Consider the following 15,433-nt stretch of genomic DNA (forward strand, 5'->3'; position numbering starts at 1 on the left):
ACCGTCGTTCACAATATTTCAATTGATTCTTTCTTGGTAGTATATGCCGCATACTTATTATTGTGCAACCGAAGAATGTAGCTATGTCCAACTCCGCTTCAATCAACGCTGAATCGATAGTGGACGATTCCATAGATAAGCGAATGTTCGTCCACGAATATCGGTTCGAGTACGATATCGACGGTGAGACGACACTTACGGAGTGTCTCATCGATATTATCACATTCGTCACCGACGGTTCTCGAGACGAAGCGGAATCGCTCGTTCATCAGCGTTGCCGTCACGATATCGACGATCACTTCTCGATGCTCAATCGACAGCAAAAGTGGAAATCCTCCTTCTGGGTCGGTAGCCTGAACGTTACCATCAGTCGGGACGGAGAAATCGTCGTCCGAGAATTGTGATCGGCTTCCTTCCTCACTCGGGTCGGCCTGGAAGCGTCCCTGACGTTCCGTCTACCACCGCAGTAACTGTCGATTCTTTCCCTCGACCTGGTAATAGCGAGCCTCGGTGTGATTTCGAGGGGTCGATCGAAAATCGCGAACGCATAGACTTCTCATCGAGTTCGAATCGTCCAAGTAGTGCTATGAGCGGACGGTGAAACGCTTATTCCCGGTGATGGGGACAGGGCCTCCCCGGAAACGGGACGACGCACTGACACGGCCCGTTCGAGTCTTCGTCAGTGCGCCCGCAGATCGGCTGCCCGATAGTGTTCATTGATGGGTTATCGTAAGACATATTCCCTCTGTACCGGCAGTATCGATAAATACATTTTTGAATATCATTGAAATATGTCTGACGGGTGTACAATGATAGATGATGATGGACGCCGGATGTCGAGGAATCTTCTCCTTTAGTGCCGGTTTGGTGCACAAGACCGGAGAACCCATTACGCCCGAGTGATAGCGTCGTCGTTCGGCGGACGGTCGCCCCCTCGTGTCGGATTCGAAGAACACCTCCGGAATCGTCCTCACGGCACCCGGCCGTTCCCAATTTTTTATATTAATATTATTAGAGAAAACGTTAATTATATACCCTGTTCTGTGGACCTACGGTCCATGGCAGGTGGTACCGACCAACGGGGAGTAGCGATGACACGGCAGAGACGATACCGTCCGAGTTCGGACGCCGTATCGATAAACAGACCGGCTGGAAGGAGCGCCGAGGAACGACCGACCCAGCTAACGAAGACGAAGCTAGGTGGTGGGTCGCGATGGTGAGTGCCCTCGAAATAGTTCTCGCGGTCCTGCCGCTGGTAGTCATCGCATACCTCATGATCGGACGGTTTTGGCCCGCCACACGGGCGATGCCGCTCGCGTGGCTGTCCGCCGTCGTCGTCGGCTTCGTGAGCTGGGGTATGACGCCGAGGTGGGTCGCGGCCGCGACCATCAACGGCTTCATCACCGCGACGAACATCCTCTGGATCGTCTTCGGTGCGATTCTCCTGTTGTACACCCTGAAACAAACCGGCGCCTTCGATACCATCAACGCCGGATTCACCTCCATCAGCGAGGACCGACGCGTTCAGGTGGTCCTGCTCGTCTTCCTGATGGGGTCGTTCATCGAGGCCGCCGCTGGTTTCGGAACGCCAGCGGCCGTCGTCGGTCCGCTCTTGGTTGGTCTCGGCTTCCCACCGCTCGCGGCGGTCGTGGTCGCACTCACCGGAAACCTGATGGCCATCACCTTCGGCGCGGTGGGGACGCCGCTCATCATCGGATTGCAGGACACCTTCGCGACGGCGAACGTGGCGACGCCCGCGGGAACGACGGTCCCCGGCTGGGTTGCCCAAATCGGCGTGTGGGCCGCGTCGTTCCACGTTATCGTCGGGATGCTGTTACCGTTTATCGGCGTCGCCATGATGACGCGGTTTTTCGGCGAGGAACGTTCCATCAAACCCGCGCTCGAAGTGCTCCCGCTCACCTTGTTCGCGTGGTTTACGTTTGCGGTTCCGTACTGGCTGACCGCGTACTTCCTCGGACCGACGTTCCCTGGCCTCATCGGCGCGATGAGCGGCATGGTGTTCACCGTCAGCGCGCTAAAAGCCGGGTTCTTCCACCCCGACGAAGAGTGGGATTTCGCACCACAGGAACTCTGGCCGGAACACTGGGTCGGCGACATCGAGCCCGGTGAGACATCCCCGAGCGACACTCCAGTCGCCGCCGACGGTGGCGTCGTGACGAAACAGATGTCCCTTTGGAAGGCGTGGACGCCGTACGCGCTGCTGGCGGCGCTGCTCGTTCTTACCCGCGTCTGGACGCCACTGACCGACTTCTTGACCAGTACGCTCGTCCTCAAGTGGACGAACATCCTCGGAACTGGCCTCGATAACGACTTCGCACTACTCTACCTCCCGGGGGCGGTGTTCGTGTTCGTTCACCTGCTCACCATTCCGCTACACGGCATGAACGGACGCCAGATCAAGGATTCGTGGGTCGAAACGGCCGAGAATGTCATCCCCGCTGTCATCGCGTTGCTGTTCGCGGTGGCGACGGTTCAGATCATGATTCAATCCGGCAAAGCGGCGGACATCGACAGCATGCTGGTCGTCCTTTCCGACGCGACGGCGAACTTCGCCGGTGGCGTCTATCCGTTCTTCGCGTCGCTCGTGGGCGCGTTCGGCGCGTTCCTCGCAGGTTCAAACACGGTGAGCGACATCCTGTTCGGGACGTTTCAGTACAACGTCGCCGAGAATCTCGCCGTCCCGCGCACCGTCCTCATCGGCGCACAGGCCGTCGGCGGTGCGATTGGAAACCTCATCGCGGTTCACAACGTGGTCGCGGCCCTCGCGGTCGTCGGCCTCGTCGGACAGGAAGGACGCGTCATCCGACTCGAACTCCTTCCGCTGGCCTACTATGCGACCATGACTGGCATCCTGACGATGCTGTTCGTCTACGTTATTTTCCCGGGCGTCTTCTGAGACCGTCGAGCTTTTTCGTTTTGCACCACCGGGGAAGGATGCGGAAACGACGATGGTACGAGTGAATTCGTTCCACATAGTGAACTCGTTTCACAACGTGGTCAAATTTCGGACGGTAACTACAAACGAATGTGATTAGATACTTCGCTTGGGTATCAATCGATGAATCTCGACGAATTTGTAACCTCCCACGCACCGAACGAGACGCAAAACACGTTCGAACTGGAAAGTTCGAAGCTACTCGACGTTTCGGTGGACGGGAGCGTCATGGCCCGAGCCGGGTCGATGGTCGGCTACACCGGCGAAATCTCGTTTGAACAGAAGTCCGCCGGTGGACTGAAAGGGATGCTGAAACAGAAAGCCACCGGAGAAGGCGCGGTGATGATGAAGGCGACGGGGACCGGCCATCTGTATCTGGCCGACCAAGGCAAAGAGGTCCAACTGCTCGAACTGAACGCCGACGACGAGATCAGCGTTAACGGCAACGACGTGCTGGCGTTCGAGGACAGCGTCAGTTGGGACATTAAGATGATGAGCAGCATCGCCGGAGCGACCTCCGGCGGTCTGTTCAACGTGTATCTCTCGGGACCGGGATATATCGCGATTACCACGCACGGCGAACCGCTCGTCGTCCCGACGCCGGTCAGCACCGACCCCAGTGCGACGGTCGCGTGGAGTAGCAACGTCTCTCCGAGTTCGAAGCGAGATTTGAACCTCAAGAGCTTCATCGGTCGCTCCTCCGGGGAGTCGTACCAACTTCAGTTCGCCGAAGAGGGTGGATTCGTCATTATCCAACCGTACGAGGAAGTACACCCCGAACAGTGACCCACTTCGTTCGATCGCTCGCTACGACCGCTCCCTGACCACGACATCTCGTTTTCCGTTCTCTCGTCCGGTTGATGGACGGGACCTTCGAACACTCCGGCTCGATGCACGGAACCAAAAAACACGCTCGAATCCATAAATACAATATACTTTATTAAAAAGGAAAAATAAATATCCTTTTTATGCTATGGTACTAAACCTATTTTAGCTAACGCGGAATGGCCCCCATGAATTTACAAGACAATCAGAACGCTTCTACTCGTTCGTTTTTGAACCCGTTTACGAGTGAGTTCCGTCCGTTCGCCCTCGTTCAGCTTCTCCTGATTCCCCTTCTCTTCATCGGGATTCTTTACAGAGCGCAGAATTCTCCAGAATGGTTTGGTTCGTTTCATCTCGACCTTCTCTTTCTCTATGTTACACCCCTTTTGTTGCTCGCGCACACGTACTATCGGACCGATAGTGGGCTGTGGATACACGTCGCACAGACGTCTCTGTTGATTCTTCTGACCTTCGTCCTCCTCCGACAGCACAACCTGTACATCCCGGGCGACGGACGCACCCTCCACGTTGCCTTGGTCTTCCTTCTGTACGCAGCCTATCCGTTCATCGGATACGATATCGTAGCGTTCCTCCGAAGTCGAGCGGTATACGTGGCCGCGTACGTCCTCATGCTAGGGGTGTTCTTTTTCCACGTCAATTCGATGGCCGCCGGTTCGACGAAAGCGTCGTTCGTCGTCTATATGGCGTTACTCTTCGGGGTAAGCGTCTTCTTCATCCCGAGGTACGTCTCGCGGAACGTCTTCTTCTGGGGTCTGTCACTCGTCGCTGGGTTTTTCGTCGTGATAGGACTCCCCGTCTACGTTATCGGGTCGTACGACCTCTGGTGGTTCCAGCCCAAACTCTTCGAGGCCACGGCCACCATTCCACTGCTCGGGACGGAGTTCCACTACCTGCAATCCGTGCTCGACAATCCGAATATCCTCGCCGTCCTCACCTTCTCCGGAGCGTTTGCAGCGCTCGTTCTTGCCGTCGAAAACGTCTTCCAACGGCGGTTCCTCCTTGTGTCGCTTGCATCCGTACTGTTCTTCCTCAACGGACTCGCCACGTACCTGACGCATGCACGTGCATCGTGGTTGGCCCTCGCGTTGGCCACCGTCGTGTACGCCGGGTACGTTCTGTTCGGTCGTCGGAGCGTTCCGTTTACGGTCGTTCCGCTCGCGCTAGCATCCGCGGTCTTACTTCTCACAATCCTCTTCGCGGTCGGACCGATAGATGCACACGGGCGAGCACCGCTTTGGATGGCCGGACTTCGTGCCATTAAAAACGCCCCCTCCGCCCTCGGCTACGGAGTTGTCAACACGCACGCCGTTATCGAACCGTTCGTCACCGACCCCCACTTCCGCGGGTATTCGCCCCACAATTCGTACGTCCAAATCTTCTTGCAAGTCGGCATCGTCGGTGGGTTAGCGTATCTCGTAATCGTCCTCGGTAGTATCGTCGAGGGCATCGTTCGATGGGACTCGGTTGACGTACCGATGCTCGGGTTCGCCCTCGCATTCGCGGTTCACCAAACGTTTGCGGTGTACACGATGTTCAACAACGCCGTCGCCTCGATACTCGCGATGCTGGTCTTCGGTTACCTCATCTGCGGATACGAACGGTAGAATCGACTCGTTTCTTCCCGCGTCCGTGTTTCGTGACGCCGACCTCAAATCAGCTTGATGATCGCCGCCCACATGAAGAGAGAGATAACGCTCGCAAGTAAAAACGCGATCCAAAAGTCCGAGAAGTCGGGGAAGTCCGGGATAGTCGAGCCAGCGATGGCCATTTCTACTTCACATTGGTCCTCACGGAGTAATTAGTGTTGGGTTCAGATGGACAGTCATTAAATAGACATACGTCTCTTCGACTACCTCCTCTGGGTCTTTCAATGGAGTTTTCCGATGGTGGGGGATTTTCGCATCTTTACACACTACAATTATTATCATATAATAAGGGTTCTTTCTCGCCGAATTCCTATCTCAAGAACGGTAAATAGGGGAACATACTTGCACGAAAATTAAATCAACTGATCAAACCGGAAACCGAATCGCCTTTCTCCTTCGCCCGAGACACCCATACATGGTCGACGAGTCCGTTCTGATCGCGTTCGTCGCGGGCATCCTCCAAGGCATTTTCGAGTGGCTTCCGATTTCGAGCGAGGGTAATCTCACTCTGTTCCTCCGCGCGATGGGAAGCCAACCGGAAGCGGCACTCCGCTTTTCACTGTTCCTCCACGCCGGAACCGCGATCGCCGCAACCGTCTACTATCGTGGGGAACTCGAAGGCGTCCTCGGTTCGCTTCGGGGGTGGCGTCCCGATTCGGCCTTCGAGAATCGACAGGCGGAACTGTCGTTCCTCGTTGTCGCCACGCTCGCGTCAGGTATCGTTGGAATTCTCGCCTACAAAACCCTGGATGCAGTCGTCTCCGAACTCGCCGGTGGCGGATTCGTCGCACTCATCGGCGTGTTGCTAATCGGGACCGGAGTGTTGCTCCACTCTGCAGACCGGTTCGAGTTAGGGAATCGGGAGACTCCTACATTGACGGATGCGATTCTCGTCGGCGGGATGCAGGGTTTGGCCATCCTTCCGGGTGTTTCGCGCTCGGGAACGACAGCGGGTACCCTCCTCTTCCGTGGATACGACGGCGCTGACGCGTTTCGACTGTCGTTTCTGCTTAGCATTCCCGCGGCCGCGGGTGCTGGCGCATTGGTCGTCCTCGAAACCGGTGGCCTCCCCTCCGTCTCCCCCACGGTTGCACTCATCGCGCTTGCAACCAGTGCCATCGTCGGATACATCACGATCGACGCGTTGTTGCGGGTCGTCGAACATGTTTCCTTCTGGGCGGTCTGTGTCGGAATCGGGACGCTAGCGATTGCGGGTGGTGTCTTCCTCCTCGTCGTGTAAGCTCCCGCGCGTCGAAATCTAACGCTTATGCGGTCCGTTTTTCTCGGTATTCAAAAGCCGATGAATGCGTAGCCGATTCCGAACGTCCCGAGAAGGATACCGGCCGCAATCATGGCTTCGTCTTTCGTCATTTTCTCATCTTCGAGTTATAGTTCCTAAACAATACATTCTTTTATACGAAGTCTGATGGTTCGTAACGCAAGGAGGGGGATTTGTCAACTTGTGAGCGTTCCGGCAAGCGGTGTCGTGCCACCGCCGTACCGAGCCACCGTTTCCGGTCGGTTGCCTCTAGAATCTACGACTGCATTCTTTAGAGGACGAATAGCAGTGTCTGAACGATTCCGAACCAGACGGCGGCCGAGAGGAGTATTGCAACGAGGTATCCGCTCCAAAACGAGTTCATCTGTTTGTCACCAGGGGCACTCTCCGTTCGCTCGATCGAACGGTACCGTCCGTCGAAGGTGTCCTATCGGCCCGGAAGACTCTCCCATCCATACTATTTCCTCAACCGTACACGGTATTGTAATGAGGCCTCTACCGTCCGTAAAGATACCATTTCACTTCTTCAGTATCTCTTTACTCCTGATTCGAACTATCATCTGCAGAAACTGAATGTCCCATTCCACGACTTATTTGGCAATTTAATTTTGTATTTTTCTCACTATATTGCATTTATTTAGTATTTAATCTGGTTATTTTGGTCAATATCGGACGTAGCATTTATGATATTGCATATCTCTTTAATCAAATAGTGCTCTCCACATTCCGCTATCGCTTCGCTAGCGTTACTGGAACCATTTCGCTCGTGGTACTTTCTGTCCTCATCGCGAACGAACGCGCGGTCCAATCGTTCGTTACCACGAGCTTTCCGGTACTCGATCAGCTTCATTCGACGGTACTCCCGGTACCGAAGATCGGAATTGCGGGCCTCATCACCGCCTTCGTCGTTACGGCGAGCCTCATACCCATGTTCAAACCTCGTCCTCGACGGGTATTGGACACGATTTCAGTCACGGAAAAGCGACTGTTCATCGCCGTTTTAGGGCTCGCCACGCTCGGCTACGCGGACTACTCGTACCGTCTCCCTCGCTCGACGCTCATCATCATCACCGCACTGCTCGGGGTCGGCCTTCCGGCGCTATTCGTCTCGATTCGCCGACGTCCGACCGATACCAACGCGCCTGCAATCGTCGTTGGTGACGACGTTCGCTACGTCGCCGACGTTCTCAAAGCTATCAACACGCCCGTATTAGGATACGTCTCGCCGCCGAGTGGAAACGAGGTTCGCGAGCACGAATTGGAACGAGTCGTTACGGACGGTGGGACCGAACAGCCGCTCCCGGGCGTCGAACGTCTCGGCGGCCTCTCTCGCCTGGAAAACGTCATCCTCGAAAACAGCGTCGACACTGCCATCTTGGCCTTCTCGACCACGGACCGAGCGGAGTTCTTCGGTGCACTCGATACGTGTCACAAGCACGGGGTGACGGCGAAAGCTCCCAGTCGGCACATCGATAGTGTTCTCACGAAGACGGAAGCGACGGAGGACGACGAACTCGTCGAAGTCGCCCTCGAACCGTGGGACTGGCAAGATTACGTGTTCAAACGGATGTTCGACGTGTTGTTCGCCGCGGCCAGCCTCCTCGCGTTTGCGCCGCTCCTCGGTGTCATCGCACTAACAATTAAACTCGACAGTCCCGGCCCGGTCTTCTACAGTCAGGCTCGGACCGCGGAGTTCGGCGGCACGTTCCAAGTGTACAAGTTTCGGAGCATGGTCACTGACGCGGAAGCCGAAACAGGGGCCAAAGTCAGCGAGGAGGACAAGGGCGAGGTCGATCCCCGGGTCACGCGCGTCGGTCGAATTCTCAGGCGGACCCATCTGGACGAAATCCCGCAGCTCTGGTCCATTCTCATCGGAGATATGAGCGTCGTCGGACCCCGCCCGGAGCGACCGGAACTGGATTCCGACATCGAGACCGGCGTCGTCGAATGGCGAAAGCGGTGGTTCATCAAGCCGGGCCTGACCGGACTCGCACAAATCAGCGACGCCACCGGACACGAACCAGCCAAAAAATTGCGGTACGACGTCGAGTACATCCGTCGACAGTCGTTCTGGTTCGACGTCCAAATCGTGACCCGCCAACTCTGGCAGGTGGTCGGGGACGTCGGTCATCTCGTCCGCGGAGAAGAAGAACAGTAAGCGAGCGACCCACGTCAGACCGCGCTAATTTTGTACACGATGCGTGCTGCGTTTCCCGACCGTTCGAAAAATCGCACGTGTGTTGGGCCGTTCTTCTTCGACCTCTCGTTCTGTTTCGAGCGTTCCCCGACGCGAACCGATTTCGCCGAGAATCGTGTCCCTCGTGTGTTTCTTCAGTAACGTCGCGAGACGTTCGGCAACAATCGTTTTTTATTCCTCCCGCACACACGAATCCGTAGAGACAAATGGAACTACTATCAATTGCGGCGTTAGTTATATTCTGGGCGAGTTCGCTCGGAATTCTACAGACGTATCTCTTCTATCCCGCGTTACTTCGCGCGTTCACGAGCGACCGTCCACCCGTACGGTCCCCATCGGAATGGCCTTCCACGACGCTCGTCATCGCGGCGTACAACGAGGAGGACGTCATCGAGGAGAAGATAGAAAACAGCCTCGAACTGGACTATCCCGACGACAAGTTCGATATCGTCGTCTTTTCCGATGCGTCGTCGGACAGGACCGACGACCTCGTGAAAGGGTACGCCGACGAGGGCGTCGAACTGATGCGAATCGAGGGGCGCGTCGGGAAGACGGAATGCCAAAACCAAGTCACGTCGAGGCTCGATTCGGACTTCATCGTCTATTCGGACGCGAACAGCATGTACGAACCCGCCGCAATCAAACGGTTGATCGCTCGGTTCTCCGATGGCGTGGGATGCGTCGTCGGCGAACTCCGCTACTCGGACGACAGCGACGTCGAAGGTGAGTCGCTGTACTGGCGCTACGAGCAAGCCATCAAAAAGCTCGAAGCCCGGTTTCACTCCCTCGTCACCGGAAACGGTTCCATCTACGCCGTTCGACGCTCGTCGTACGTTCCCCTTTCACCGGGCGGTATCAGCGATTTCGCCGAACCGCTCGCCGTCGTCAGCAACGGCGAGAAAATCGATTACGCTGACGACGCAGTCGCGTGGGAGCGAACCGGCGAGTCGGTCGAGTCCGAGATGTCCCGACGGATTCGAATCGTGACCCGCTGTTGGAACACGGTCACGGAGTTCACGGAACTCCTCAACCCGCTTCGGTATCCCCGATTTGCCTTCCAGTTCATCTCGCACAAAATCCTCCGCTGGTTGTCCCCGCTCCTGCTCGGAACCGCGTTCGTCGCAAACGCCGTCCTTCTGCTCCTCGACGCCAACCCGATTTACACGCTTTCGTTCGCCGTACAGGTCCTCTTTTACTTCTCTGCCGTCCTGGGATGGGTTTCGGAGCGATACGACGTGGCGATACCCGGACCGGTACACGTCACGTACTATTTCATCGTCTCCAACGTCGGGATGGTCCTCGGACTGTGGAAATTCCTGAAAGGCCAAAACATCGTCACGTGGGAAACGGCGGACAGAACAGGATAATCGCTGTCAGGCCTCGCTTCGTTTCGTCCGTTTTCTCATTTGTAACCGAGCGCCTGTAGCCTGTCTTCGACCATATCCTCGTCGAGCGACGATTGGTCTTCCTCCTCCGGCGAGTCCGATTTGATGTCCCGTCTGGTTTCGCCCTCGACGACGAGCCACGGCACTTTGACGAGTTCGGGAGCGCGGAGGCCGCGCGGATGTCCGTACGCCCGTACCGGAATCGGGGACAGTCTGTCTCCTAACAGGTTCCCGTGGTCCGCGCTGACGACGGTCTTTCCCGGGATCTCGTCGATGAGTTTCTGCACGTGCGGGAACACCAGTCGGAGGTTCTCCTCGTAGGCCTCCTTTACCTCGGCGGGCGTGTCCTCGGAGATGTCGTACTGGAGTTCGTTCCAGATGGACCGGTCGCTACGGAGGTTCGAGTCGTCGTTCGGTGCGAATCCTCGGTGGTTCATACTCCGTCCCTTCTCGCCGATGAAGGGGTAATGGGGCTGCATGAAGTGGACGATGAGACGCTTGTCCGGGTACCGCTCGTAGGCGTCCATCGCCGCATCGACGACCGTTTCGGGGACGACGGTTTGAAGGTCATCGTCCCACTCCGTGAGGAGGTTGATGACGGAGTGAAACACGCCGTCCTCCAACTCCGTGACGTAGGGGTTCGCGGTCACGTATACCGTGTCGTGAAGTTCCTCGCCGGAAAAGTTCCCTTGGATGAACTCCGAACTTTGGCTCCCTCTCGACCGTCGAAACTCCAGTTTCCCGTCCAGAACGTTGTTTTCCGCGAAGGTGTCGTATCGCGTTCCGTCGAGTATGACCAGCGTATCCCAATCTTCGTTCATGACGTCGACGCCGATATCGCCTCCCGCTTTTTGATGGACCTTCTTGTTGACCGCTATTCCGACTTTTCTGCATTCGCCCACGGACATGCGCGGATTTTGGAGGAGCTTTTTCACGTTAGACGCGTTATATCGGCCGAAATCTACCATTAAATAGGAGTTGGGAATACAGGAATATAGATGTGGGGGACTAGGATTATTCGTAACCGTTGTTAATGAGTTAATTCATCGTACAGCTCCACGAGATTGTCTTTCTCCTCTTCCCAACAGTACTCGTCGACGACTCTCTGACGTCCCGCGTCTCCCATCTCGCTTCGTTTTTCTTCGTCTCGCAGGAGCTCCGCGACTGCATCTATGTCCGACTTTCGAAGGGATTCGGAGACGAAGATGCTGTCGTCCGAATCCAAATATCGCTCGGTGGACCCGCTTTTCGTCGCGACGACGGGCAGTTCGGCGTACATATACTCGAACATCTTCGTGGGAACGTTCCGTTCGAATCGCTCCGTATCGACCAGCACGAGGCCGAGGTCCGACTGGTAAAGGTAGGCGAACATGTCCTCGTAATCGACGTAGCCGAGGAGTTCGACGGCGGATTCGAGGTCGTGACGGCGGATGTACGATTTGGCGTTCCGCTCCACGTCGTCGTTCTGGAACGGACCGATGAGTCGGAGGGTGACGTCGATATCGTGCTGGCGAAGCTTATGCGTCAGTTTCAACATCCGCTGGAGACCGCGTTCGCTGTCGAGACCACCGACGTAGGCGAGGGTGTATTCCGAATCGTTCTCTCCGTCCACCTCCCCGAATTCGACGTTTTCGAGGCGTGGGAAGTTCCGAACCGTGACGACCGAATCGTGGCCACGGTTCGCGAACTGGTTCGCGGTCGGCAGGTCCGCTGTCACGATGCTGTCCATCGCTCGCGCCAACTGCGATTGAATCTGTGGAAATACGCGAGCGAGAACGGGCTTTATTTCGTCCGGTATCCACTCTCGCACCCGAATCGCATCGGCGTAATCCTCGTGAACGTCGTAGACGACCTTCGAATCCGTTCGAAGACTCAGCAGGATACCGACCGTGAGAAGTTCCGGGTCGTGGAAGTGATAGACGTCCGCGTCGGCCTCTATCGCCATCTGATACATCTTCACGAGGTGGGACCACCGCTCGACTCGGGAGTCCACGGTGCCGAGTGTGGTTATCCGTATTCCGTCCTTCGTGGTGTCTTCGTCGTGGTGGCAGAGCAGTTCCACCTCGTACCCGGCATCGACGAGCGTCCGGGCCTGTTTATGAAAAATACGGGTGTCGAAGGGCGTATGAACCGTTGTGAGGATACAGACGGAGGTCACAGTTGAATACGGTTCCGTGCGAACGATATATCTTTTGTCTTCAGATACGCTCGAAACTATACTAAATTCAGATTATACTAATCTATCGCCTCGACGAGCACTTTGTCGTTCTCGAAGCCGAGCAGATACACGACGACGCCGAAGACGCCGAGTGCGACCGCACCGATAAGGACGGTACCGAGTAAACTATCGATTCCCATCAGACGGCCGCCGACCAACACGATGGAACTCACGAGGATGCCGATTACCCCTTTCCAAAACCGTCGGGAGTACGGCTGAATCCCGAGGAGATACCGAACCTCGACGAGACGAAGGACGTTGAGCGTCGCGATGGAACTACTCGTCGCGGCGGCCGCGCCGACGATACCGAACTGGCGAATGAGGACGAAATTCAGACCGATGTTCATCGCACAGACGGCCACGGAGTTGATCATCTGCAGCTTTTCGTACCCGGACATGATGAGCAGGTAGCCGGACGGTCCGACCATCGCCGCCGTCGTCTGCCCGAACGCCAGGATGACCAAGGCGAGACGGGCCGATTCCGTCGACGTTCCGAATATTCGGAGCACCGGCCCGGCATACGTCGCGAGGAATATCAGCCCTAACACGGTGAAAAAGGAGACCCATTTCGTGACGACCGTGTACACCATTTCCAGCCGGTCTTTCTCGCCGTTGTGATACAGGTCGGCGGCGAGCGACGGGAATATCGAACTCGCGGCCTGCAGGACCACGAGTAGCAACATCGACGTTTGATACGCCGCCTGATACCACCCGACCCTCGCGGGTGAAACGAAGAAACCCAACATCAGGATGTCCGTCCACGAGACCAGATACTGCGTGACGAGCGCGACGGTGAGCGGCATGGAGACGAGGAATATCTCCGTGAATTCGAACTGGGGACGGACGTCGAGGGAGATGACGCCGCGTCGCAAGAGGAAGAAGACCGCGAGAAAGACGCCGACCCCTAACGAGACGACGTAGCCCAGAATAGTTAGCCGGAGGTCGTCGAGGACGAACGCGCCGACAACCACGAGGAGGAAGGCGACGGTCGATTGGCCGATGTCGCGCGTGTAAACGAAATATTTCGTCTCCTTGAGTCCCTTTGTCGCGTTGCTCGCGACCATCATCGTCGAGAACAACGGTATCCCGACGATGAACAACTGTACCGCGGACCCGAACCGGTTGCCCGTGAAGGCGCTGATGGCCCCTCGATTGAAATACAGGAGCAGCGAGAGACCCGACCCGATGACGAGGGGGGTCACCAACCCGAGGAGCGCCGTCCCGCTCACCTTCGACGTCTCCTCGTCGTTTCGATATATCGGAATGAACTTCTGTACCGCCGTGTCCAGTCCGAGGCGGGCGGGAATGCTTCCGGCCTTCATGACGACCATTCCGAACGCGAACAGTCCCAACGCGTCAGGTCCCAAGCCCTGTGCGATGACGACGTTTATCGCGTATCGAAGACCCCGACCGACAATCCCGCCGACAAAGGCGATGGAGGCGAATTTAGCGATATTGTTCTTCATGTATCGACCAACGATTCCCTGATGTTAGTGCTTCAATCAAGTTTCCTAAACTCCATCGATAGTTATCTCGTCGCGGTTGGCGTATCGATGGTTCATTCAATAGTGGCTGTCATTCCTATTTTTCAGCGTCCTGACGGACGTCGCTCGATAGCAGTACGCCGTCAGCCCCAGCATCGTGAAGAGATAGCGATTATCGGGGATATCGGACGTCACGAACGCGTTGAACCCCATAAACAGGAGTAGCGCGACGAACAGAATCCGATACGGGTCGCGATGGAGCGGCCGTTTCGGCGCGAGTAGCAAGTACGCGGCGCAACCGAACAACGAACCGAACAGCAACAGACCGAAGAGTCCGAATTCGACGAGAATTTCCAAGACGATGTTGTGCGGGTAGTACTTCACATCGCCCATACCGTACAGAATCGGCCAACTTCCGATGCCGTGGCCGAAAGCTGGCGCCGACAGCCACATCGGTATCGACGCCAGATAGTAGTCGACTCGTCCTTCTACCGACCCCGTGCTTTTGCCGGAGAGTGTTGCGACGATGCGCTGGATGGTGTTCGGGAGTTCGTCGAGATAGAGCAGGACGACGAAGACGATAGCGCCTATCAGTACAACCGCTCCGATTTTTTTCGCGAGGTCCGTCTGGGCCAATTCCCGCGGGGACTTGGACAGGTCGAAATATCCGATTCCCAGCCAGAGACCCGCACCGAAAGATGCGAGCAGTGGGCCACGCGCCCCGTTCACGAGCAGGATGAATCCGAACAAGCCACTGAGGGCGATTCCCACTCGCCGTTGCATCTTCGATGACGCTTCGTACAGCGTGTACGCCACCGTGATGAGGAACGCAATCCCGATGACCCTCCCGACGAGGAGATACGTGGCATCGAACGGTCTGAGTTGGCTTTCACCCGCCACGACGACGAATTGAAAGATCGATATCGCCGCGATAACGACGGAAAAGATGACGGTGGCGGTCAAAAAGCGTCGCAGTCGTCTCCTGGATTTCGATATGATGAGGGCCGGGGCACCTAGCGACCAGAACGTGACGGTGGCGAGTTCTAGCGACTTCGATGTCGCATACTCGGAACTCGGTGTCCAGAGGTTGCTCAACAACGCGTAGCAGATGAACGCCCCCAAGAGGACAGTCAGAACCAGTCCGCTTCTCGGCGGTCGTTCCGCTTTCGTTATCAACACGTATCCGCCGACGATAGCTGAAATCACCGCCAGAATGGCCGTCAAATTCCCCGGTACCCTATCCAATATCGGGGCTTGTTTATACAAACCCACGAAGAGAAAGAGGGTGAACAGCGCTTCGAAGGAGAACAGATTTTGTTTTAGAATCCCCAAGTCAATCCGCCCGTCATCCATCAATTTATGAGAACTCATGTTTTGAAGAACTTTCTCGAATCGTAGTCATCTACAAGCAACGAACAGAGA

General features: G+C 56.3%; 11 protein-coding genes. 7 read left to right on the forward strand and 4 right to left on the reverse strand.

The features are described from left to right. Positions 1-143: 143 nt before the first annotated feature. The 7 genes from V5735_RS20595 to V5735_RS20625 all read left to right on the forward strand — a co-directional run bounded on the left by V5735_RS20595 (position 144) and on the right by V5735_RS20625 (position 10,291). Positions 144-404, forward strand: a complete 261-nt coding sequence (locus V5735_RS20595) for a hypothetical protein (RefSeq protein ID WP_423747020.1) — start codon at positions 144-146, stop codon at positions 402-404. An 809-nt stretch (positions 405-1,213) separates the two neighbouring features. Next, positions 1,214-2,917, forward strand: a complete 1,704-nt coding sequence (locus V5735_RS20600) for an L-lactate permease (protein ID WP_423747021.1) — start codon at positions 1,214-1,216, stop codon at positions 2,915-2,917. A 162-nt stretch (positions 2,918-3,079) separates the two neighbouring features. Next, positions 3,080-3,742: an AIM24 family protein gene (locus V5735_RS20605; RefSeq protein ID WP_423747022.1), complete on the forward strand. Its 663-nt coding sequence runs from the start codon at positions 3,080-3,082 to the stop codon at positions 3,740-3,742. A gap of 428 nt (positions 3,743-4,170) precedes the next feature. After that, the gene (locus V5735_RS20610; RefSeq protein ID WP_423747023.1) at positions 4,171-5,406 is read left to right on the forward strand and encodes an O-antigen ligase family protein; all 1,236 of its coding nucleotides are present in this window, start codon (positions 4,171-4,173) and stop codon (positions 5,404-5,406) included. A 457-nt stretch (positions 5,407-5,863) separates the two neighbouring features. Beyond that, positions 5,864-6,688 carry an undecaprenyl-diphosphate phosphatase gene (locus V5735_RS20615; RefSeq protein WP_423747024.1) on the forward strand — a complete coding sequence of 275 codons (825 nt, stop codon included), beginning with the start codon at positions 5,864-5,866 and terminating at the stop codon, positions 6,686-6,688. Between the two features lie 751 nt (positions 6,689-7,439). Further along, positions 7,440-8,885 carry a sugar transferase gene (locus tag V5735_RS20620; protein WP_423747025.1) on the forward strand — a complete coding sequence of 482 codons (1,446 nt, stop codon included), beginning with the start codon at positions 7,440-7,442 and terminating at the stop codon, positions 8,883-8,885. Positions 8,886-9,130: 245 nt separating this feature from the next. Beyond that, positions 9,131-10,291 (forward strand): glycosyltransferase family 2 protein, encoded by a 1,161-nt coding sequence (locus tag V5735_RS20625; RefSeq protein ID WP_423747026.1) that lies wholly within the window; start codon positions 9,131-9,133, stop codon positions 10,289-10,291. A 35-nt stretch (positions 10,292-10,326) separates the two neighbouring features. Here V5735_RS20625 and V5735_RS20630 read toward each other — a convergent pair whose 3' ends face one another. The 4 genes from V5735_RS20630 to V5735_RS20645 form a co-directional block, all read right to left on the reverse strand. Next, positions 10,327-11,130, reverse strand: coding sequence for a hypothetical protein (locus V5735_RS20630; protein ID WP_423747027.1), 804 nt, complete (start codon positions 11,128-11,130; stop codon positions 10,327-10,329). Between the two features lie 209 nt (positions 11,131-11,339). After that, positions 11,340-12,467, reverse strand: coding sequence for a glycosyltransferase (locus tag V5735_RS20635; RefSeq protein WP_423747028.1), 1,128 nt, complete (start codon positions 12,465-12,467; stop codon positions 11,340-11,342). Between the two features lie 77 nt (positions 12,468-12,544). Next, entirely contained in the window at positions 12,545-13,993 is a 1,449-nt protein-coding gene (locus V5735_RS20640) for an oligosaccharide flippase family protein (protein WP_423747029.1), read from the reverse strand. A 96-nt stretch (positions 13,994-14,089) separates the two neighbouring features. After that, positions 14,090-15,364 (reverse strand): O-antigen ligase family protein, encoded by a 1,275-nt coding sequence (locus V5735_RS20645; RefSeq protein WP_423747030.1) that lies wholly within the window; start codon positions 15,362-15,364, stop codon positions 14,090-14,092. Between the last annotated feature and the right edge of the window lie 69 nt (positions 15,365-15,433).

Origin of the sequence: Haladaptatus sp. SPP-AMP-3, from assembly GCF_049568665.1 — an archaeon.
GTDB lineage: Archaea > Halobacteriota > Halobacteria > Halobacteriales > Haladaptataceae > Haladaptatus > Haladaptatus paucihalophilus.

Excerpts from the sequence above, each read along its gene's own strand:
- V5735_RS20600 (WP_423747021.1), top strand. The coding sequence starts at position 1,214 with ATGGTGAGTGCCCTCGAAATAGTTCTCGCGGTCCTGCCGCTGGTAGTC.
- V5735_RS20595 (WP_423747020.1), top strand. The coding sequence starts at position 144 with ATGTTCGTCCACGAATATCGGTTCGAGTACGATATCGACGGTGAGACG.
- V5735_RS20630 (WP_423747027.1), bottom strand. The coding sequence starts at position 11,130 with ATGAACGAAGATTGGGATACGCTGGTCATACTCGACGGAACGCGATAC.
- V5735_RS20625 (WP_423747026.1), top strand. The coding sequence starts at position 9,131 with ATGGAACTACTATCAATTGCGGCGTTAGTTATATTCTGGGCGAGTTCG.
- V5735_RS20640 (WP_423747029.1), bottom strand. The coding sequence starts at position 13,993 with ATGAAGAACAATATCGCTAAATTCGCCTCCATCGCCTTTGTCGGCGGG.
- V5735_RS20645 (WP_423747030.1), bottom strand. The coding sequence starts at position 15,364 with ATGGATGACGGGCGGATTGACTTGGGGATTCTAAAACAAAATCTGTTC.
- V5735_RS20605 (WP_423747022.1), top strand. The coding sequence starts at position 3,080 with ATGAATCTCGACGAATTTGTAACCTCCCACGCACCGAACGAGACGCAA.
- V5735_RS20615 (WP_423747024.1), top strand. The coding sequence starts at position 5,864 with ATGGTCGACGAGTCCGTTCTGATCGCGTTCGTCGCGGGCATCCTCCAA.